This window comes from Vibrio sp. ArtGut-C1, assembly GCF_002105475.1.
Lineage (GTDB): Bacteria > Pseudomonadota > Gammaproteobacteria > Enterobacterales > Vibrionaceae > Vibrio > Vibrio diabolicus.
The window spans coordinates 1-22,219 of sequence record NZ_NCTH01000029.1 but is presented as its reverse complement, the minus strand read 5'-3'; the positions used below and the strand labels follow the sequence as shown (position 1 = coordinate 22,219).

At 44.0% G+C, this 22,219-nt stretch carries 17 protein-coding genes; 12 read left to right on the top strand and 5 right to left on the bottom strand.

From position 1 onward, the window contains the following. The first annotated feature begins 293 nt into the window (after positions 1-293). From betI to choV, 6 genes are all read left to right on the top strand, one after another. Positions 294-893, top strand: a complete 600-nt coding sequence (gene betI / locus B7360_RS19855) for a transcriptional regulator BetI (protein ID WP_005392557.1) — start codon at positions 294-296, stop codon at positions 891-893. A gap of 18 nt (positions 894-911) precedes the next feature. Further along, the gene (gene betB, locus B7360_RS19850) at positions 912-2,372 is read left to right on the top strand and encodes a betaine-aldehyde dehydrogenase (RefSeq protein ID WP_085344420.1); all 1,461 of its coding nucleotides are present in this window, start codon (positions 912-914) and stop codon (positions 2,370-2,372) included. A gap of 180 nt (positions 2,373-2,552) precedes the next feature. After that, positions 2,553-4,268: a choline dehydrogenase gene (gene betA, locus B7360_RS19845; RefSeq protein WP_085344419.1), complete on the top strand. Its 1,716-nt coding sequence runs from the start codon at positions 2,553-2,555 to the stop codon at positions 4,266-4,268. Positions 4,269-4,306: 38 nt separating this feature from the next. Further along, positions 4,307-5,245, top strand: coding sequence for a choline ABC transporter substrate-binding protein (locus B7360_RS19840; RefSeq protein WP_085344418.1), 939 nt, complete (start codon positions 4,307-4,309; stop codon positions 5,243-5,245). A gap of 78 nt (positions 5,246-5,323) precedes the next feature. Further along, the gene (gene choW, locus B7360_RS19835; RefSeq protein WP_005392552.1) at positions 5,324-6,166 is read left to right on the top strand and encodes a choline ABC transporter permease subunit; all 843 of its coding nucleotides are present in this window, start codon (positions 5,324-5,326) and stop codon (positions 6,164-6,166) included. Positions 6,167-6,168: 2 nt separating this feature from the next. Further along, positions 6,169-7,347 carry a choline ABC transporter ATP-binding protein gene (gene choV / locus B7360_RS19830; RefSeq protein WP_005392551.1) on the top strand — a complete coding sequence of 393 codons (1,179 nt, stop codon included), beginning with the start codon at positions 6,169-6,171 and terminating at the stop codon, positions 7,345-7,347. Positions 7,348-7,450: 103 nt separating this feature from the next. On the opposite strand, the gene B7360_RS19825 is transcribed toward choV, so the two are convergent. Further along, positions 7,451-8,107, bottom strand: coding sequence for an NAD(P)H-dependent oxidoreductase (locus tag B7360_RS19825; protein ID WP_074190712.1), 657 nt, complete (start codon positions 8,105-8,107; stop codon positions 7,451-7,453). A gap of 238 nt (positions 8,108-8,345) precedes the next feature. Here B7360_RS19825 and B7360_RS19820 point away from each other — a divergent pair, with 238 nt between their 5' ends. Further along, positions 8,346-8,750, top strand: coding sequence for a globin (locus B7360_RS19820; protein ID WP_005392547.1), 405 nt, complete (start codon positions 8,346-8,348; stop codon positions 8,748-8,750). Positions 8,751-8,833: 83 nt separating this feature from the next. Here the strand turns inward: B7360_RS19820 and B7360_RS19815 are convergent, their stop codons facing one another. The 3 genes from B7360_RS19815 to B7360_RS19805 all read right to left on the bottom strand — a co-directional run bounded on the left by B7360_RS19815 (position 8,834) and on the right by B7360_RS19805 (position 13,907). Further along, entirely contained in the window at positions 8,834-9,616 is a 783-nt protein-coding gene (locus B7360_RS19815) for a slipin family protein (protein ID WP_005373196.1), read from the bottom strand. A gap of 10 nt (positions 9,617-9,626) precedes the next feature. Then, a complete protein-coding gene (locus tag B7360_RS19810; RefSeq protein WP_085344417.1) occupies positions 9,627-11,003 on the bottom strand; it encodes a nodulation protein NfeD in 1,377 nt (458 codons plus the stop codon). Between the two features lie 255 nt (positions 11,004-11,258). Next, positions 11,259-13,907 (bottom strand): EAL domain-containing protein, encoded by a 2,649-nt coding sequence (locus B7360_RS19805; protein WP_085344439.1) that lies wholly within the window; start codon positions 13,905-13,907, stop codon positions 11,259-11,261. A gap of 709 nt (positions 13,908-14,616) precedes the next feature. Between B7360_RS19805 and B7360_RS19800 the strand changes: the two genes are divergently transcribed. From B7360_RS19800 to B7360_RS19790, 3 genes are all read left to right on the top strand, one after another. After that, on the top strand, positions 14,617-15,585 hold the full coding sequence (locus B7360_RS19800; RefSeq protein ID WP_085344416.1) for a cytochrome-c peroxidase: 969 nt from the start codon (positions 14,617-14,619) through the stop codon (positions 15,583-15,585). Further along, a complete protein-coding gene (locus tag B7360_RS19795) occupies positions 15,578-17,935 on the top strand; it encodes an ATP-binding protein (RefSeq protein WP_085344415.1) in 2,358 nt (785 codons plus the stop codon). The genes B7360_RS19800 and B7360_RS19795 overlap by 8 nt, the downstream gene beginning before the upstream one ends. Positions 17,936-18,033: 98 nt before the next feature. Further along, entirely contained in the window at positions 18,034-18,501 is a 468-nt protein-coding gene (locus tag B7360_RS19790; protein ID WP_085344414.1) for an OsmC family protein, read from the top strand. Between the two features lie 75 nt (positions 18,502-18,576). Here the strand turns inward: B7360_RS19790 and gdhA are convergent, their stop codons facing one another. After that, entirely contained in the window at positions 18,577-19,929 is a 1,353-nt protein-coding gene (gene gdhA, locus B7360_RS19785) for an NADP-specific glutamate dehydrogenase (RefSeq protein ID WP_039437518.1), read from the bottom strand. A 302-nt stretch (positions 19,930-20,231) separates the two neighbouring features. Here gdhA and B7360_RS19780 point away from each other — a divergent pair, with 302 nt between their 5' ends. Together B7360_RS19780 and B7360_RS19775 are read left to right on the top strand one after the other, a co-directional pair. Continuing rightward, positions 20,232-21,242 carry a DUF2804 domain-containing protein gene (locus B7360_RS19780; protein ID WP_085344413.1) on the top strand — a complete coding sequence of 337 codons (1,011 nt, stop codon included), beginning with the start codon at positions 20,232-20,234 and terminating at the stop codon, positions 21,240-21,242. 7 nt (positions 21,243-21,249) lie between these two features. Then, on the top strand, positions 21,250-22,107 hold the full coding sequence (locus tag B7360_RS19775) for a sterol desaturase family protein (RefSeq protein ID WP_085344412.1): 858 nt from the start codon (positions 21,250-21,252) through the stop codon (positions 22,105-22,107). The last annotated feature ends 112 nt before the right edge of the window (positions 22,108-22,219 follow it).

Below are 22,219 nucleotides of genomic sequence, written 5' to 3'. Positions count from 1 at the left end.
GGTCGATGTAAAATTTTTCTGGTGTGGATTTTTGTGGCACGAAAAACAATTCTCTGAAAGGTGTGTTAAAAATTGACACTTAAATAAGTTATTGGTTTGTTTGTGTTTTTATTTGGATTTTTAAACGCATCTTTGACTTTTACGACAAGTTATCGCATAGAAATTTTGCGTACACCATCAACTTTCCTTCCTTTGTTAATAACCCTTTTCTTAAAAAATGATTTGAGTTCGAACTAATTTTAAGGCATTTTATATTTAACTAACCGTTCAATTAAAAATAACAAGGACGCAAAATGCCAAAGGTGGGGATGCCTGAAATCAGAAAACCACAGCTGGTGAAAGCGACAATGTCAGTGATTGATAGAGTCGGTTTACACGCTGCGAGTATTTCGTTAATCAGCAAAGAAGCCGGAGTATCAACGGGGATTATCAACCACTATTTCGGTGGTAAGCACGGATTGCTGGAGGAAACGATGCGCGAAATCTTGCGTCAGCTTTCGTCTACTATCACACAGAAGTTACGTGAGCTGCCAAGTGATGCTCATCACCAAAGAATTAATGCCATCATTGACGGTAACTTTGTCGGCTATCAGGCAGAAAACCAAGTTGCTAAGACTTGGCTAGCGTTCTGGTCGTACTCAATGCATGACGAGCAGCTTAAGCGTTTGCAGCGTGTCAATGAACGACGTTTATTGTCCCACCTAAGAAAAGAACTCAAAGCATTATTAAATGCAGAGCAGGCCGAACTGGTTGCTCATGGTATTGCGTCACTTATTGATGGTATTTGGCTGCGCGGAACGCTCAACCCGCAAGGTATTGATGCCGAAAGAGCGAGAATCATCATCAACGACTATCTCGACAAACAACTTACGTTTTATTCTGAAAAAATATAAAAGTCACAGGTCTTCAAAATGGAAATGAAAGCACACTATATCAATGGTGCGATGTACAACGGGTGTTCAGATGAGCACTTCACCACTTACAATCCGGCGAATGGTGAGCCATTGGCCAACATTAAACAAGCGAACCAAGACGATCTCGAAGCGGCGATTGAGTCGGCAAAGAAAGGTTTTGCTGCATGGTCAGCAATGACTGCGATCGAGCGTAGCCGTATTTTACACAAAGCCGTTGCCATTTTACGTGAGCGTAATGACGAGCTGGCTGCATTAGAAGTGGCAGATACTGGTAAGCCAATTCAAGAAGCTATCGCGGTTGATATAACGACAGGTGCCGATGTTCTTGAGTACTATGCGGGTCTTGCTCCAAGCTTGCAAGGTGAGCAGCAGCCACTCAGCGAAGACCAGTTTTTCTACACACGTCGCGAGCCATTGGGCATTTGCGCAGGTATTGGCGCTTGGAATTATCCAATTCAAATTGCGATGTGGAAATCGGCGCCAGCACTGGCTGCGGGCAACGCTATGATCTTCAAACCATCAGAAGAAACACCATTAACAGCGCTTAAGCTAGCAGAAATTTATTCAGAAGCGGGCATGCCAGATGGCGTATTTAATGTCGTACAAGGGGATTACCGAGTAGGGCAGATGCTAACGGCGCATCCTGAAATCGCAAAAGTATCGTTCACGGGCGAATCAGGCACCGGTAAAGTCGTCATGAGTGACAGCGCTAAGACACTAAAACAAGTAACGATGGAGCTGGGTGGTAAGTCTCCACTGATTATTTTTGATGATGCGAAGTTAAACGATGCCGTTTCTGCGGCCATGGTGGCGAACTTCTATACGCAAGGTGAAGTTTGTACGCACGGTACACGCGTGTTTGTTCATGAAGGTATTTATGATGACTTTATTGCACAACTTAAAGCTCGCACTGAGTTGTTAGTCGTCGGCGATCCACTTGATGAGAACACGCAAATTGGCGCGCTGATCTCTAAAGATCATGAATCGAAAGTACTAGGAGCGATTGAAGCTGCGAAAGCGAGTGGCGCGACGTTACTGACTGGCGGCTACAAAGTAACAGACAATGGCCTAGCCAATGGTAACTTTGTTGCTCCTACCGTATTTGTCGATTGCGATGATGACATGAGCCACGTTCAACAAGAAATCTTTGGCCCGGTAATGTCAGTGCTGAAATTCCGCGATGAGTCGGAAGTGATTGCGCGTGCAAATGGCACAGATTATGGCTTAGCGGCAGGTGTATTTACTCAAAACCTATCTCGTGCCCACCGTGTGATCCATCAAATTCAAGCTGGTATTTGTTGGGTGAACACATGGGGTGACTCACCTGCGGAAATGCCAGTTGGCGGCTACAAACAATCAGGTGTTGGCCGTGAAAACGGTGTCGAAACCCTTAAACATTACACGCAAACGAAGAGTGTTCTGGTTCAGCTAAGCGACTTCGAAAGCCCTTACAAATGATACCAATCGTAGTAGATAACTGACCACTTTAGCTTGTTAAAATGCTCGATAACTGCGTTGTCAATTTTGATTGTAGGCTAACTACTTATCGAAAATTTCCGCCTTGTTCTCAAGCATTTTTCCTACGCTAATTTCGTTCACTTATCTACTGTGATTGGTATTAACTCCTAGGAGAATCAAATGCAACAACACTACGATTATATCATCGTCGGTGCGGGTTCGGCCGGCTGTGTGTTAGCGGATCGCTTAAGTGAAAGTGGTCAATATTCGGTCCTATTACTCGAAGCGGGTGGGTCGGATAAAAGTATTTTTATCCAAATGCCGACGGCGCTTTCTTACCCGATGAACACTGAAAAATACGCGTGGCAGTTTGAGACAGTTGAAGAGCAAGGGTTGGATGGCCGTCAACTTCATTGTCCTCGCGGGAAAGTTCTGGGCGGTAGTTCGTCGATCAACGGCATGGTTTACGTTCGTGGACACGCTTGTGACTTTGACCAGTGGGAAGAGGAAGGAGCTAAAGGCTGGAATTATCAATCGTGTTTGCCTTATTTCCGTAAAGCAGAGTCTTGGGTCGGTGGCGCAGATGAATACCGAGGCGATAATGGCCCAGTCGGCACATGTAACGGCAACGATATGAAGCTCAATCCGCTGTACCAAGCTTTTATTGATGCAGGTAAAGAAGCGGGCTACCCAGAAACAAAAGATTACAACGGTTATCAGCAAGAGGGCTTTGGCCCAATGCATATGACCGTTGACAAAGGCGTACGCGCTTCAACCTCTAATACATACTTAAGCCGTGCTAAAAAACGCAAAAACTTCACCCTAATGAAGCGAGTGACGGTTCATCGCGTTTTACTAGAAGAAACAGGCGCAGAAGGCAAGAAAGCGGTTGGTGTTGAATTCGAAAAGTCAGGTTCAGTTCAGCAATGTTTTGCGAACCATGAAGTGGTTTCGAGTGCTGGCTCGGTAGGCTCGGTGCAGCTACTACAACTTTCAGGCATTGGCCCTAAAGCAGTATTAGAAAAAGCGGGCATTGAGGTGAAACACCCGTTGGAGGGGGTAGGTAAAAATCTGCAAGATCACTTAGAAGTGTACTTCCAATATCACTGTAAACAACCTATTACGCTCAACAGCAAATTAGGTTTGGTGAGCAAGGGCTTGATTGGCACCGAATGGATATTAACTCGCAAAGGCCTTGGGGCTACTAACCACTTTGAATCATGTGCGTTTATCCGTTCTCGTGAGGGACTAAAGTGGCCAAATATTCAATATCACTTTTTGCCAGCGGCAATGCGTTATGACGGACAAGCTGCTTTTGACGGTCATGGTTTCCAAGTGCACGTTGGACCTAACAAGCCCGAAAGTCGTGGCTCGGTCGAAGTTGTCTCTGCGAATCCGAATGATAAGCCGAAGATTGAGTTTAACTACATTTCCACTGAACAAGATAAGCAGGATTGGCGTGATTGTATTCGCCTTACTCGCGAGATCCTCAATCAGCCAGCCATGGATGAGTTTCGTGGTGATGAGATCCAGCCGGGTCTGAATATCACAACGGATGAACAAATTGATGAATGGGTGAAGCAGAATGTCGAGAGTGCTTACCATCCATCTTGTACCTGCAAAATGGGCGCAGACAATGACCCATTAGCGGTTTTGAATGAGCGATGCCAAGTACGCGGTATTCAAGGCTTGCGTGTGGTGGACTCTTCTATTTTCCCAACCATTCCGAACGGTAATTTAAATGCGCCAACGATTATGGTGGCAGAACGTGCCGCGGACATGATTTTGGATAACGCCCTGGAAACGTCGAACAACGCACCAGTTTGGATTGCACCGAACTGGCAAGAGATGCAACGAATGCATCCGCCAAAAAGAGATCTCGATTCGATCTCATAAAAACGAAAAAAGTCAGTAATCATTACAAGGAATTCAATATGTCTAAGATGACAAAAATCTTCTCAACAATCGCACTAAGTACTTTAGCAACAGGCGCTTATGCCAACCAATGTGAAACGGTACGTTTTGCAGATGTAGGTTGGACCGACATTACGGCGACCACCGCCGTGACATCTGAGCTGCTAAAAGGGTTGGGGTACAAAACGAAGACCGATCTACTATCGGTACCTGTTACTTACTCTTCTATGGCCAATGGTGATATCGACATTTTCCTAGGTAACTGGATGCCAACGATGGAAGGTGACATCGCGAAATACCGTGATGCAGGTACCGTTGAAACCGTACGAGCGAACCTCGTCGGCGCAAAATACACACTCGCGGTTCCAAAATACGTTTATGACGCAGGCGTGACCAACTTCGCTGATCTAGTAAAACATGCCGACAAATTTAAAGACCGCATTTACGGCATTGAACCAGGTAACGATGGTAACCGCTTAATTCAATCAATGATTGATAGCAACGCATTCGGCCTAAAAGACTTCAGCCTAGTTGAATCCAGTGAAGCTGGCATGGTGTCTCAAGTATCACGTGCTGCGCGCCGCAACCAATGGATTGTGTACCTAGGTTGGGCCCCGCACCCAATGAACAGCAACGTTGAAATGGAATACCTAGCGGGTGGTGACGACTTCTTCGGCCCTAACTACGGCGGCGCGAATGTGTACACAAACGTACGTAAAAACTACCTTGCTGAGTGTCCAAATGTAGGTCAGCTAGTGAAAAACCTAGAATTCAACCTAGAAATGGAAAACGAATTGATGGAAGCGATTCTCAACCAGAAGCAGAAACCGTCGAAAGCAGCGCAAGCATGGTTGAACTCAAACCAAGAACAAATTGAAGCGTGGCTAGAAGGCGTTAAGACGGTGGATGGTCAAGACGCAGTAACAGCAATTACAAACTATTTAAAAACTAACGCTTAATTAAGCAGTTTTTAAGCGCGTTTTTTTGAAAAAGAAAGTGGGCAGTCATGCCCGCTTCATTAACACAAAGGTTTTATTTTGAATTTTATTACGGACAACAAACTACCGTTGGGCCAATGGATGGAAACTGGCGTCGATTGGTTAACCATCAATGCATCGGGTTTCTTCGATGCAATCTCTATTACACTTGAAACGATCATTCTTTTCGTGGTGGACATTTTTAAATGGATGCCACCTGCAGCGCCAATCATTATGACGGCGGCAATTGCTTGGTTCTTACACCGCAGCATTCCGCTTGTTGTATTCATCGTGTTGGCCTTGCTCGCAATTCTCAACCTTGGTTACTGGCAAGAAATGCTGGAAACCTTTGTCCTTGTGTTTGCAGCGACAACGATTTCCGTATTAATTGGCGTGCCGTTGGGCATTATGGCGGCACACCGTCCTTGGTTATACACCTTGTTGCGACCAATCCTCGATTTGATGCAGACCGTACCGACATTCGTTTACCTAATTCCAACTTTGGTTCTGTTTGGCTTAGGTATTGTCCCTGGCCTAATCTCGACCATCATTTTCGCTATCGCTGCGCCAATTCGATTGACGTACCTCGGTATTATTAAAGTGCCGGAGGAGCTACTTGAAGCGGGCAAAGCATTTGGTGCAAGCCGCATGAAGCTGCTGTTTAAGGTAGAGTTACCTGCGGCATTACCAAGTATTATGGCCGGTGTTACGCAATGTATTATGTTGTCTCTCTCTATGGTGGTCATTGCGGCACTTGTTGGTGCTGATGGACTTGGTAAGCCAGTCGTACGTGCACTGAATACCGTAAACATCTCGCAAGGTTTTGAAGCGGGTTTAGCGATTGTACTCGTCGCCATCATTCTTGACCGCTTGTGTAAAGCACCAAACCAGAAGGAGGCTTAATCATGGACGCAATTACTATTCAAAATCTTGATGTGGTTTTTGGTCAGCAGCAGTCACAAGCGTTAGCACTACTAGACCAAGGCAAGTCTCGACAAGAAATCATCGACGAAACTGGCCAAGTGGTTGGGGTTGATAATGTTTCGCTGAACGTGAAACAGGGTGAGATCTGTGTTTTGATGGGGCTTTCAGGCTCGGGTAAATCAAGTTTGCTGCGAACAGTTAACGGGTTGAACGAAATTTCTCGTGGCTCTCTGAAAATTAAAGACGGCGACGACATGGTTGAGCTCTCTAACTGTGACGAACAGAAGTTGCGCCACCTTCGTACTCACCGCGTATCCATGGTGTTTCAGAAGTTTGCATTGATGCCATGGTTAACGGTATTAGATAACGTTGCGTTTGGTCTAGAAATGCAAGGCATTGGCAAAGCAGAGCGCCGTAAAAAAGCGCGTGAACAGCTCGAAATGGTCGGTTTGTCTGAGTGGGAAACGAAATTCCCGCACGAGCTCTCTGGTGGTATGCAGCAGCGTGTTGGCCTAGCGCGAGCGTTCGCGATGGACACAGATATCTTGTTAATGGATGAGCCGTTTTCAGCGCTTGACCCATTGATTCGTGCTCAGCTTCAAGATGAATTGATTCTGCTTCAAGAAAAGCTAAACAAAACCATTCTTTTTGTGAGCCACGACTTGGATGAAGCGCTTAAAATCGGTAACAACATCGCCATTATGGAATCAGGAAAGTTGATTCAACACGGCAAGCCAGAACAGATCATTCTTGCTCCAGAAAACGATTATGTGGCTGACTTTGTTGCCCACACTAATCCATTGAACGTACTTAAGGGACGCTCTTTGATGCGTGACGACCTAGTTCGTGAAGATGAGCGTGTTCTAATTTGCCCTGACAAAGATATTTGGGTGACCCAAGAGAGCAAAGGCTTAAGCTTAGCGGGTACAGATAAGTCGTTGGTTCAATGGAAGAGCGATTCTTCGAACCTTGATGAGGTAAACGAAAATTCGCTGGTTCAGGTTAGCCCGGAAATCAGTATGCGAGAAGCGATTGAGCTTAAGCAGCGCAGCAATCAGCCTCTGCTTATGGTGGAGGACAATCAGTTAGTTGGTGTGTTAAGCGACAACGAGCTTTACGATGCATTGCTTGGTAACTTTAAGTCCGAGCAAGTGGCATAAAGTTAGAGTAGAGTTGAAGCCAAGCTAAAAAAGAGCCGCATATTAGTGCGGCTCTTTTTGGTTTAAACAATGAGTTAAATAGTTAAGCTAAGGAAACGGTCGATTATAGAGTTGTAATTACATCATCCATCGCAAGGCGAGCTTTTGGTAGACCATGATTATAATCTTCCCCGTCTTTGTGGTAGCCAATCGCCAGTGCAACTTCACAGACATGGCCTTCTAATTCTTCTTTGAATACTTCTCCAATCAGTGTTGGATCTACGCCTTCCATCGGCGTTGAGTCAATACCCAGACGAGCCAAGGTGTGTAGTAGATTGCCTAGCGCTAAATAGACTTGTGCTTTTGTCCAGTTTCCGTTAAAGCCATTTTCATCCGTATTTGCATCGGCAAAAGCGTAGGCGCCCATAAAGTTGTTGTACATTTCCGCCGGTAGGTGGCCAGACGTTACTTCGGCATCCACACGTTTCGCGAACTTCTCTTTGGTGAAGTTTGGATCGTACGCAAACAGAATCGTATGTGACGCGGCTTTCGCGTGTGGCTGGTTAAACTGGTGCATATTTGCAAATGTATCGTGGAAGCGTTGCTTGGCCTCATCACTTTCAATCACGATGAATTTCCACGGTTGCGAGTTAATCGAAGACGCTGAAAGACGGAGTGCTTCTTTGATGATTGTCATATCTTCTTGAGAAACGCGTTTGGTTTCGTCGTATTTTTTAGCAGTGTAGCGGCTGTTTAGATCAGTAATGATTTGATGAGACACGTTTGTATCCTTTTTATTTTTGTGACAAATGAGGATGCGCTTAGCATCGACAACCATGCGTACCTCGAATATGGATTCATAATACGGGATATTTTTTCATTGATAAGAGGGCGTTTATTTGAATCACTTTTTACTTTTTATTGAAAATTGGCGTGCTTCATAGGGTTAGGCATCATCATTTAGATGCTTTTGATGATTATTAAATTACACTCATATTAAGAGAGTAATGGAGAGCAACATGAACGTGATTCAAGTTTTCAACGATAGTTATGAACGTTGTATCGCGAACCAAGGCTTTTTCGACTTGTTTTACAAGAATTTATGGTCAAAAAGTACAAGCTTTAGACAAAAGTTTGATGGTGTCGACATGCACCAACAGGTGCGAATGCTTAGAGGATCTATCGTGTTTTTTATGATGGCCGATACCTCTAACGAGGCGCACAAGATGGTGGAGAAATATGGTAAGAAGCATGCGAGTTCCGATATTGGCATTGAACCACAGGATATTGATGTTTGGTTTGAAAGCCTTATCGAAACGGTTCAAGAGTGTGATTTTGAATACGACGATGATGTCGAAACAGCGTGGAGAGCTTGTTTTAACACAGGTTTGTCGGTAATGAAGCGGGAGTGCTCCAAACACTAAAAGAGAAACTAAATGCTCTTCGAAAACAAGCAAGTTAAAGCAAGGAAGTAACGTTAAACAGCTTACTTCCTTGAGTATGGCTTTTATTTGTCTTGTGTCTCTTTATTCTTTTTTACCGCTTCGGCGATATCACTGACGGCTTCGACAAGGTTGATCGGCATAGGGAAGATAATAGTCGATGTTTTGTCTGTCGTGATTTCCGTGAGTGTCTGCATGTAACGCAATTGCAGCGCATTCGGCGCTTCGTTGAGCATTTGAGCTGCCTCTTTTAATTTATTAGAAGCTTCTAACTCACCGGTAGCGTGAATGATTTTCGCACGACGGTTACGTTCTGCCTCAGCCTGACGCGCTAGCGCTCTGACCATGCTGTCATTTAAATCAACATGTTTGACTTCAACCGTGGCAATCTTGATGCCCCAGTCATCAGTCTGTTGATCGAGGATGGATTGTAAATCCTTATTGAGACGCTCGCGCTCTGAAAGTAATTCATCCAGTTCATGCTGGCCTAATACTGATCGCAGCGTGGTTTGCGCTAACTGGCTGGTGGCATCGCTGTAACTTTCAATGTTGTTAATTGCCATTTGAGGATCGACTACGCGAAAATAAACAACTGCATTGACGCGCACAGACACGTTATCTTTGGTTATCAAGTCTTGTGTCGGCACATCCAAAACGACAGTACGTAAATCCACCCGTACCATTTGTTGGATAAATGGGATAAGAATGATTAAGCCAGGGCCTTTTACTTCTTGAAAGCGACCAAGAAAGAATACAACCCCACGTTCATACTCTCTCAAAACCTTAAACATTTGGGTCGCAAGTGCGAACAACAGCACCACGATCACCGCAACAGTATAGAGCATCATAAAGCGCCTCCTATTTATTTTGGCGGTCATCAGGCATCACGGTTAAGGTCAGCCCTTTCACATTCACAATGGTGACATGATCACCTTGTTTGAGTTGTTGATGGTCTTTGGTTTTGGCTCGCCATAGCGCACCGTCAAGTTGAACGCGCCCTTCGCCATCGATAAAGTCATCGCTCACGACAGCGATTTTCCCAGGGTAAGTTTCTAAACCTGTTGTCACACGTCGTCGGCGTATTTTGAGCAGCAGGCCGACAGTTAACACGATCAGCGCGACAGAAAAGATGGAAATACCGAAAATTAAAGGAAGGGCGATCTGAAATCCTGGCAACTCACTGTCCATGAGGAAGATGGAACCGAGCACAAAGGCGACAACGCCACCTAAGCCCAAAATGCCAAAGCTCGGACTGAATGCTTCTGCGATCATCAGTGCAATTCCGAGTAACAGCAGACCAAGCCCAGCGTAGTTCACAGGCATCATTTGTAACGCGTACATGGCGAGGAGCAAACAAATACCACCCAACACGCCGGGTAAGCCAATGCCTGGGTTGTAAAACTCAAGAAGCAAACCGTAGATGCCAATGAGCATCAGGATGTAGGCGACGTTTGGGTTTGTGATAACGGCTAGCATTTCTGCTCGCCAATCGGGTGTTCTTTCAATCCATACGGGATTTTCCAGTGACAATGTCACATCACGATTGTTAACTTTAACTGTTTGTCCATCAATGGCTTTGACTAAATCCTCTGGTGAGTTGGCTATATAATCAATAACGTTTAATTCCAATGCCTCTGTGGCGTCCAAACTCGCTGCTTCGCTCACTGCTTTCTCTGCCCACTCTGCATTTCGGCCATGAAGCTTTGCTAAGCCTTTAATATAGGCTCTAGCATCATTAATCACCTTTTTCTCCATCGCGGTTTTCGCAGGAACTTTCTCTGAACTTTCGTTGGTTCCTTCTGACGTTTCTTCCGCGTTTTGATCTTTGCCATCATCCGATGAAGGGGGCTGAGGGGCACCACCTAACGCGACGGGTGTTGCCGCGCCAAGGTTAGTGGCTTCAGCCATGGCAGCAACGTGGCTGGCGAGTAAAATGTACGTCCCTGCGCTAGCCGCTCTAGATCCTGACGGGCCAACCCAAGTTGCAATTGGAGTGGAGGAGGTGGTAATTGCGTGAATAATATCTCTCATTGCGCTGTCTAAGCCGCCAGGAGTGTCCATCTCTAAGATCACTAAACTGACACCGTTGAGTTGTGCCTCTTCTATCTCACGAGACAAATAGTCGCTAGTAGCAGGACCTATAGCGCCTTTGACGGGAACAATCCAGACAGTATTGGCCAGTGCTTGACTAGCAAACAAAAGTAAAGGTAAGACCCATATCCATAGTCGTTTCATGCAGTCCTCCTTGTGCGGTCACAGGGACTTTTTGAAAACCTAATTCAAGTATATACGCAGTAATACTAGTGCAAATAAGTAATTGATCACTCGAATTAGTCATATCAGCATTTATCATGGCACATCTGAGGCTACGGGCCTTAATATGAATATCGGTAGTCACGAATCGTGGGGCGTCTGGTGTGAAGAGGCTCAACAAAAAGGCAAAGTGACGGTAATCACTTTGCCTTCCTAATGTGTTTTAGAGGAGAGAGACTAACTGTTTACGTGGCGAGAAAATTGAACGAGTGCTTGCTCGGCAGGCATCGGTTTGTGGAAGTAAAACCCTTGCAACTCATCAATATTCCAAACTTTAAGCTTGCGTACTTGGCTCGCGGTTTCAACACCTTCGGCGACAATAGTTAACCCTAGTTCTTGAGACATGTTAGCAATGTTTCTTACCAGTGTTTTTGCTCTGTCATTGGTTTCAATCTCGTCGATATAAGATTTATCCAGCTTCACAATATCCAATGGAAAATTACATACGCTACTGAATGATGCGTATCCAGTACCAAAATCATCCAAAGCGAGTCCAACACCAAGTCGCTTGATGTCTTGAATGCTTTGGATTGATTCTATTTCTCCGCCCATCAACATACTTTCGGTAATTTCAAGCACAAGCTGGCCCGCAGAGAGGTTGTATTGAGCCATCACTTTTTTTAGGTAGGGCATCAGTCCGGAATGATAAAAGTGCTGCGCACTTAAGTTCACATGCACGCTTAACATCGACAGACCTTGCGCATGACGAACTCCGTTGAGCCGACTGATAAATTCGCACGATTGTTTGAGAATGGACTCTCCCAATTCGACGATAAGTTTTCCTTGTTCTGCCATCGGAATAAATACTTCTGGTGAAATCATCCCTAATGTTGGATGTTGCCAACGAGCAAGTGCTTCGAAGCTAATGACTTCAGTGGTTTTAGCATCCACGATAGGCTGGAAAAAAGGTTTAATCGCATCTTGTCTAATGGCATTTTCTAAATCGCGATTGATCACCATGGACGTTTCCGCTTGCTCTGATAGTTCTTCATCAATGACTAATACTTCGTGAGAGTGACGACCCTTAGCGGATTGCGATGAGAAACGTGCTGCAAGCAGCAAATGCTCGACAGATTGGTGAGTAATGTTTAGGTCCATCATCACCGCTTTACTGTCTAATGACATCATGATCCCAGAGAGCTGGACCTTATGTGACAAATGATTCAGTAATCGATTGGTAGCATCTATCGCTTTTTGGTGGTGCTCGATATCTGGAATCAAAACGATAAATTCATGCTCACTAATTCGGCCTATTTGGAATGCCCCTAATTGCTCGCGTATTGCGGATGCGATGTATTGAATCACTTCATCAAAAATGAGGTGACCGTATACCCCTGCAATTTGCTTGAGAGTCTTACTGTTAATGTACACAAACGAAAAATGGTTTGGTCGTGTCTCTACGAGCTCGTGCAGCGCATTGAGAATGACAGGACGATTACAGAAACCGGATACCGGATCAAAGTCGGTGAGTTTTTGGATCATTTCTGCTTGCTGTTTTGTCTCTCTCATATCCTGAAGCAATAACATCAGCGCACTTTGACCATGATGTTGAATGAGCGTGGCTTCTATCAAACAGTCGATTTCTTCGGTATTGCTATCGAGCACTTGCGCTTCGAATTGTGTTTTACCGTTTTTCAGCTCTCTGAACATTGCGTCAACTCGACATTCATCGTCCTCAGATGGGCACAAGGTGTCTAGAGGACGATCTATCAATTGCGATTTGCTGTAGCTCAACAGATCTAACGCTCGTTGGTTGACATCGACAATTTTACGATCGATAACAATTAGCATGCCCAGTGAGGAGCTATGGTACAGAGCACCAAACTTTTCCATTGAGTCTTTCAATTGCAGTTGGGTTAACGATGTATTTTCAGAGAGCTTTTGTACCAGTTTTGTCGCTAACTCTAATTCGTCTACTTTTACAGAATGCAGCCCTTCAAGTTGGTATTGAGAGGCGATTTCGCTTATTCCTTCAGCAAAATGATTAAAGCGAGTGGCGACCTTATTTTTAAACGTGATGTAGGTACCCGCAGCGATGATTGATGCCACAACGCCAACCGTTGCAAACAGGTACATGAATAGCGTATTACCTTTCGCATAATGCTCTCGCTGTGTTTTCGTTTTTAGCCATGCGATTGGTTCACCAGATAAATCAGAGAGTGAGGCCCATTTTGTTATTGACCGCGAGGTCTTCTCTATATCCCGCATCTCACTACTGTCTGATCCACTTACCATCTGCGTCTCTAATGAGTTTTCCGCAGTTAAAATGGATTTAAAGTCTCCAGGAAAGCGCAAAGATAGGTTTCTTCCCCAAAGCATCCATCCGTTAGAAGGGCGGTCGCCTTCACTGTTTCTAACTGGGCTGAGGCTAAGACCCCAAATAGTATCGTTGATTTTAAACAACCCTGAGATGCTCTCTCTATGGATATCAAGCTTGTGATTCATGGACTTGATGTAATCTTGAAGAGTAGGTTGATTCGCCATTTTAGCGGTGAGTTCTGAAGAAGTGTCGGGGTTATCCTCACGAGTTAAGGAGAGCAGGGTTTGCCCATTAGTCGTGATAAACGCCATCATATCGAGGTTTAACGCATCAATGCTCTCTGTGTAAAGGTTTCGCTCGGTATATTTCGCAATATCACGATCAACAAACAGATCGTACGTTTCGTCCCAGTACGCCCAGTCGTATGAGGCGCTTTCTTGCTGGCTCACCATCATGTCGATGACAGCTAGTGCTTGCTGATTCGCATGGTTAATTTCCATGTCTTCTAGCTCATCTAAGCTATACAGGAAAAAATAACGGCTAATAAAAAGGAAGCTGATGACCATGCCCAGCAGTCCTAATGAAAAGTATAGGGCGGTTTTATAGCGAAGATTCAAGTTAAACAAGCGAAGTGTTTTCATTAAAAAATAGTTATAGATGTTAATTCACTGAAAGTGTACGACATGTTCTAACAGAAATTGTTGATATAGATTCAAATTATAGAGATAAAATGAAGGATTTGCTGAGCTGATATGGTAAGTGAAACGTTTGCCCTAATTACTAGATTTTCGTGTTTGCAATTAAAATGCTCAATAACGTACCGCGCATTCAAATTACGGTTTAATCGTGCAGCTAGTAAAGGTATAAATCTTTTTATAAAACAGTCTATTAGTGTAACTAGTGCTTTTCTTCTGTATCTAAACTTCTTTTGTAATAGTAAACTGCGAAAAAATGATGGGTAATTATGATGTTTATTGTTCAACGCTTGGTCAAACTGGCCATTATCTGTGCCATTTTCTTTACTATCTTCGATCTCATCTCCTATGGTGAGATTACTTGGGTTCAAAGGTTGCTGGCTTCTATAAGCTAAAATATGCACACATAACTCCACGAAGCGAGTCAATTTTTCGTTACTCGCCTTCGTCATTTGCTCCTTATCTGAGCTTTAAATAAAAGTCCCTCCGCGTGCAGTTCTGGTAACCGTTTTCCATTAATGGAAAAAACCTAAAAATGCAACTAACTTCATACTAATGGCAAGTGTAAGGTATGCAGTTGATGAGGCAATTCAGCATAATCACATTAGTTGTTGTGGCACTCATTTTGAGCCAAGCAACAATCGCAAGAAATGCTAAGGTGCTAGGTGATATTTCGTTAGTTCAGCCGATAGAAGGTGACCCTGTCGTAGATATTAAGCTGGCGAGAATTGGCTGGCATCTCTTTCGTGATCCTCAGCTATCTTCAAACGGTAGAGTCAGTTGTGCGACGTGCCACAACTTGCAAACCAATGGCGCTGAAAATACCCCCGTCTCTACAGGGGTGAAAGGTGATGGAACTCGAAATTCCATCACAGTGTTTAATGCAGCGTTAAATTATCGTTTTTTATGGGATGGTACCGAAAACACCTTGATGGCTCAGATTGATGGGCCAATCCACAATCCAATAGAAATGGACTCAAACTGGCAAACAATAGAGCAGTACGTGAAAGGAAGCGAACGTTATCAAGCGCTATTTAGTCGTGATGGTGAGCTACCGATTAATATTAACAATATTAAGTCCGCCATTGTGGAGTTTGTCGAAGGGCTCCAAACTCCAGGTGCACCATTCGATGCCTACTTACTGGGTTACACCCATGTCCTCAGTGAGCAGCAAATTAGGGGGTGGAAAACATTTCAGTCTTCAGGTTGCGTACAGTGTCATCAGGGCAAAAATATTGGCGGAGCGATGATACAAAGGTTCGCCTATTTCAAAGATAAGCCAGTAGTAGAGGATTCGGGACGGCACCTGATTACGACGGAAAGTGAAGAACAATTCTATTTTAGAGTCGCCAGTTTACGTAATGTCGCCCTAACAAGCCCTTATTTTCATAACGGACGAGTTGACCAGTTATCTGAGGCGATACAGATTATGGCGAAAACGCAGCTCGGAATTACGATGAGCGATGAAAGTGTCGCTGATATTGAAGCGTTCTTACAGTCCTTGACAGCACCCAGACCCGTGATTTTAGAGGTGTTGGAAAATGAGTAAATTCAAACTGGTTAATCTCTGCTTTTTTATTGCCATGCTGACGTGTTGTGTATTGGCGTACATGTCACATGTGAATTCAAAAAGTGCACAAGAATTCCACGCGGAGTTGACGGATATTGGGCACAAGTTGATTGAAGAGCGCGATGTTATCGTGAATCGATATGCGGTTGAAGATAGGAAGAACTATGAACTGACGACATCTTTAGTGGATATAGAAGTCGCTGCAGAGAAATTGCTAAATTCATCAAGGGAGTCAGTTTGGTTCCCTGTGACGCCCAATCATAAAAAAGTTGAGGATACGCTCAATCTATTCAAAAACCGTGTGCTTGATACAACGCTGAAGCTCGATATGTTGATTGGCGTTCAGGTAGAGAATCAATACGCGTTATTAATGCTATTCAACTTATATCAGCAAGATATTTCTACCGATACCGGAAAGACGTTGAGTGGGCATCACTATTTTGAGTTTCTCAACCAACTGCTTTTGACACAAAACGTAGTTGAGAGTGAAAGTGAAGCCAATTTCTTAGATCGGCTTCAAGCGAGCGATAAAAGGATAGAACTACTCACGAATGAACTGCTTGATCATGGATACTTTGTTTTTATCGAAGATGCGGAGCATCGGCTGCTCAATATTGCCCAAAGTGAAGCGCGTTTTACTTGGTTGTTTGTTTTTATTGCCGTGATGTTGTTAGTCAGTGCATTCTTGTATCAGTCGCAATATCGAATGTACAACTTGAAACAATTGAACCTCGAAATCGAGGAGGCGCGAAATAAAGCCGAGCGAGCAGCAAAAGCCAAATCAAGTTTTCTCGCCGCAATGAGTCACGAATTAAGAACGCCGATGAATGGTGTATTAGGCCTTTCTCAAATGATTGCAGAGGAAACCAAAGAGCCGACGACTAAAGAGTACGTGAAAGTCATTCTTGATTCTGGCCAACACTTGATGACGATTCTCAACGATATTTTGGATTTCTCTAAAGTTGAAGAAAACAAACTGGAATTTGAGCAGGCTAAGTTTAATTTAGACCAAGTCATTTCTCCTGTGTGTAGCGCAATAAAACCGCTCATCGATGAAAAAAATATCGAATTGATCGTGGAAAATGAAGTGCCTGAATACGTTGAATTTACCGGAGACTGCGCACGTTTACGACAGATCTTGTTTAATCTTGCTGGCAACGCGGTGAAGTTTACCAGTGAAGGGCATGTGTTAATCAGAACAGAACTTGATAAGGTAAATCATTGCTTGGTGATGATTGTGAGTGATACTGGTATTGGTATCGCGCTAGACAAGCAAGAACATGTTTTCAACTCGTTTGAGCAAGCCGACTCTTCAACCACCCGAAAATTTGGAGGCACAGGGCTTGGTTTGGCAATAGTTAAAAAATTAACTGGCTTGATGGATGGCAAGATTACATTGAAAAGTGTGGAGGGCGTCGGAAGTCAATTCATCGTCGAACTGCCCATTCCTTGGGTTGAATGCGAACTTCCAAAGGCACAAGAGCCCCCCAAAACGCGCAAGAAAACACACAATTTGCAGATATTGCTTGCTGAAGATAATCGAGTGAACGCCATTGTGGCGAAAGGGTTTTGCGAAAAGTTGGGACATGAGGTCGATGTTGCTGAAAACGGATTGGTGGCGGTTAAAAAGGCGAGAGATAACGAATATGATCTGATTTTGATGGACAATCACATGCCTGAGATGAATGGTGTTGAAGCGACGCGTGTGATTCGACAAGAGTTAGGTATCAAAACATTACTCTTTGCGTATACGGCAGATGTCTTTCGTGAGGCGCATGATAGCTTTATTGAAGCCGGAGCGGATCATGTGCTTACAAAACCGCTACAGCAAGAGAGCTTTTCTGACGCTCTTAAACAGTTTGCGGCGAGGCTCGAACCAAAAGAGAATCTACCATTAACGAATGACAACAACGTTCTCCAGTTGCAGCGCAAGCCAATAGAGAAGTTACGGCTGACAGAAGAAGAGTTATCCAGTTCAGAGATGCTCATTTCTTTGCAAGAAGCGCCGGAAGCAATAGATGAGCTACTAAAAAGTATTATTGTCGATTTTGAATCATCGGTTGATGAACTTATTGATTATTTTATGGCTGAAGATTTCGCGTCTCTAGAAGACACGTTGCATAAAGCAAAAGGTATGGCATTGAACCTTGGTTTGCCGATTTTAGCTGGACAAACGGAGGCGCTAGAAAACAAGCTCAAAGCGAAGCAAACTCCTGAAATTGAGCGGTTACAGATGCTAATCAACCGATTACAAGTTAACATCCATCAGGCTAATCGACTTCTGGATGACATACAGAAAAAAAACGTCGATCCTCAACAAATTTTGTAACCTCTCTGAGTTCATACGTTCCTTACCTTGTTTCGTTGTGGTTTACTATGACGTGAATGGATGTGTTGATTCGTCAATGAGAAAATCAGGGAGTTAGAATGAGTAAGCATTCCGCTTTAATCGAATGGCATCGCGAAGCTGACGAAGTATTCAGTGATAACCAGTATAGTCGCGCGCACATTTGGAAGTTTGATGGAGGGTTGCAAGTCCCTGCGTCACCATCTCCACACGTAGTGCCGTTGCCGCTATCTGTCGAAGAAAACGTTGACCCGGAGGAAGCATTTGTTGCGGCACTTTCCAGTTGTCACATGCTTGTTTTTCTCTCTATTGCGGCGAAACGACGTTACGTTGTGGATCGCTACCTAGATGAAGCAGTAGGGGAGCTGAAAAAAGGTGAAAATGGAAAAGAATGGGTGTCTAAGGTAACACTAAACCCTAAGATAACATTTGCTGGTGATGATCAACCGACACGATCTCAATTAGAAAAAATGCACCACATGGCTCATGAGAATTGTTTTATCGCCAATTCGGTTAAAACTGAAGTGACGACGCTTATTGCAGATTAAATGAAGCTCTTTGTCAAAGCGCAGTGTATCGCCGAATAGTGTTAAGCCAGCAGTCCGGCTGCTGGCTATTGTGAACTAAACGATGCCTTGCTCGATCATCGCATCAGCGACTCTTCTAAAGCCGGCAATGTTTGCGCCTAAAACTAAATTACCAGGCTGACCAAACTCTCGACTGGTTTCGTTTGCATTAATAAAGATGTTTTTCATGATGGTCTGTAACTGGCTATCGACTTGCTCAAAGGTCCAGTTTTGCATGCTGGCATTTTGTGCCATTTCAAGCTGACTGGTTGCAACGCCGCCTGCATTGGCTGCTTTCGCTGGCCCATAAGCCATTTCGGAATCCACGATGATATTGGCCGCATCACGAGTGGTTGGCATGTTTGCGCCTTCACTAATCAAAACACACCCATTATCGATAAGAGCAAGAGCATCGTTTGACGTCAGTTCATTTTGGGTCGCGCAAGGGAATGCGGCGTCAGCTTGATATCGCCATACAGCATGCCCTTCATTAGGATAGTCACCCAACGGCGTATACTCTGCTTCAGGGTAAGTGTCTAAATACTCTTCTAAACTTGCTCTTTTCACTTCTTTTAGTTGCTTGAGGAGCTGCAGATCAATACCGTGTTCATGATAAATCGTGCCTCTAGAATCGCTGCATGTTACTGGGGTTGCTCCCATGTGGTATAGCTTTTCAATTGCATAGATAGCGACGTTACCTGCGCCTGAAACGAGGCAAGTTTTGCCTTTTAGTGAATCATTACGGTCATTGAGCATGCATTCCGCAAAATATACGGTTCCGTATCCCGTTGCTTCTTTTCTAACAAGTGAGCCCCCCCAAAGAAGGCTCTTGCCTGTAAGTACTCCTTCGTAGCGGCCCGTCAATCGCTTATATTGACCAAACATATAACCAATTTCACGCGCACCGACGCCGATATCGCCAGCAGGAACATCGGTAACAGGACCAATGTGGCGGTATAACTCGTTCATAAATGATTGGCAAAATCGCATGATTTCACCGTCAGATTTTCCTTTAGGATCGAAATTTGAACCGCCTTTTCCGCCACCAATTGGAAGGCCAGTAAGCGCGTTTTTAAAAATCTGTTCAAAGCCGAGGAACTTTATGATGCTCGCGTTCACTGAATGATGGAACCTCAGTCCGCCTTTGTATGGACCTAACGCGGAGTTAAACTCGACGCGGTAGCCTTTGTTTACTTGCACATTCCCTGCGTCATCGACCCAAGGAACTCGAAACATGATTTGACGTTCTGGTTCTACGATTCTTTGGATAATCGCTTGTTCTTTATATTTATTATTGCTTTCTATGACTGGAGCGAGAGAAGTTAATACTTCTTCTACGGCTTGGTAAAACTCTTTTTGAGCCGGGCTACTGTGTTGCAACGCAACAATAGTATCGTGTATGTGTGACATAGATCTCTTCCTTGATATGAATAAGCAATCAGTTTATATGAATTTATTCCCATTAAATAGTGATTTTGACCAATTCTCAATGGCTATAATGGTCTTTCCTGCGGATGAGAACGCTCAATTTCCAACTTCTGGTCGTATTGATGAGGAAGATTAAGTGAGTGACATGATTGGATGGTTGAGTGATCGGTTTCACATATAGCGAGCAGAAGCCAAATTAGTCGATATTGTTGTGCTGTCACGCAAACTGTTTTTGTTAACTCGGTGTTAACATTTGAGCGTGTTGACTCGAAAAAGATAAAAATATGCATGAGCTTAAGACTCTGGACTCGTTTATTCAGCAAAACGGTCTACCAGTGTTTGGCCATCTTGATGGGATTCCCACATCTTTACAGTTAGATAAGTTTACCTACCTTGATGAGATGGATAAGCCAGCGTCTAAGTGGCGCCGTTACTGTGACTATAAGCAGTTTCAGTTCGTTAATTTGGTCACACCTAACTACGTGATTGGGGTTGCGATTGCGGATATTAGGTATTTAGCATCTGGTTTTTGCTATCTGTTTGATATTCAAAATAATGAGTTAGTGGAGCAGCAGTGGTTAAAGCCTTTTAATATTGATTATCAAACTCAGCCTTCCAGTTGGTCTAGTCATGCCCATCTTGCTGACAAAAGTATTCAGTTTTCTATTCAGAATGGTATTTGGCACGTCCACTTTGTGACGAAATATGTCAATGCTGATCTCTACTTACGTCCAGAAAGTATGAGTTTGCCATTAATGTTATGTACACCAACCGGTTATGCGGGTTGGACTTATACGCAGAAGCACAATGCGTTAACGGTAGATGGCAATTTATTCATATTAGGAAAGGAACAAGATCTCTCAGAAGTGGCTGCTGGTTACGACTTTTCCGCTGGGTACATGCGACGGGAGACAAGCTGGCGGTGGGCGAGTATTAATTGCTTTGAAAGCGGCAGACGGTTGGGGCTGAACTTAGCTGCGGGTGTCAATGAAACGGGCTACTGTGAAAATGTATTCTGGATTAATGGTGAACGGCATTTTTTACAGCCTGTTCAGTTTCAATTTTCACGAAATGATGAAGGACAAAGGTGGCATATCACGTCGGAAGATAAACGGATTGACCTAGTATTCACGCCTTTAAATCGACGTTCAGAAAAGAAGAACTTTTGGTTTCTCAAAAGCAATTTTCGTCAATATATCGGCTATTTCTCTGGCTACATCGTTGATGGGAATGGTATCAAACATCAGTTAGAAGAAGTCATAGGTCTTACTGAAGACCACTATGCAAAATGGTAGAAACACAATGGATTGGACACAGTTGATGGAACGCCCTGAATTACTTCTGATGATTTTGGCGCCAGTTTTCTTTTTATGTATGGTTGCAGAGTACTGGTTTGGACAACGAAGGGGACGTTTGCCTGAAAGCGCGATGTATTATATTCCGGAAGTTGTATGTAATTTTGTACTTGCGGGCTTACACCAAGCGACAGACATACTCACGGGTTTACTGATTGCTCAGTTATATTTGTGGTGGTTTGATTGGCGATTGTTTGATATCGAAATGAGCGTTTCAGCGTTTTTGTTACTTGTCGTCCTGCAAGATTTTTTCTATTACTGGTTTCATCGAGCTAGCCACCGTATTCGTTGGATGTGGGCTGCGCACGTGGTCCATCACAGCTCGGAGAGAATGAATTTCAGCACCGCGTTTCGTCAAAGCTTGATGTATCCGTTAGCGGGGATGTGGATTTTCTGGTTGCCTTTGGTGATTATTGGCTTTGATCCTAAGTGGGTCGTCTTCGTTGTGCTGTTTAATCTGGGCTTACAGTTTTTTGTTCATACTCAATCAATTCGCTCGCTTGGACCGCTAGAGTGGGTATTTAACACGCCATCTCATCATCGTGTTCATCATGGTATAAACCGTCAGTACATCGACAAAAATTACGCGGGAGTGTTGATTATCTGGGATCGGATGTTTGGAACGTTTGAACCAGAAGTGGAAACCGTTAGGTATGGAATTTCTAAACCGGTAAACAGTTTTAATCCCATTCGAGTGACGTTTGCAGAATGGAAAGATATGTTTTATGACGTAACGCGACCAAATTTAACGTGGAAACAACGTTGGCGCTGTCTATTTGCTCCGCCATCGGATTCTTTTGAGTAGATTGAGATAAAAGAGATTGGAGCGGGCAGCGGGAATCGAAAAAGGTAGACCTAAAACGATATACTTTATGTTGCCCTATACTCTCCGCTTTAGAAACTTCAAAGCGCTGAGA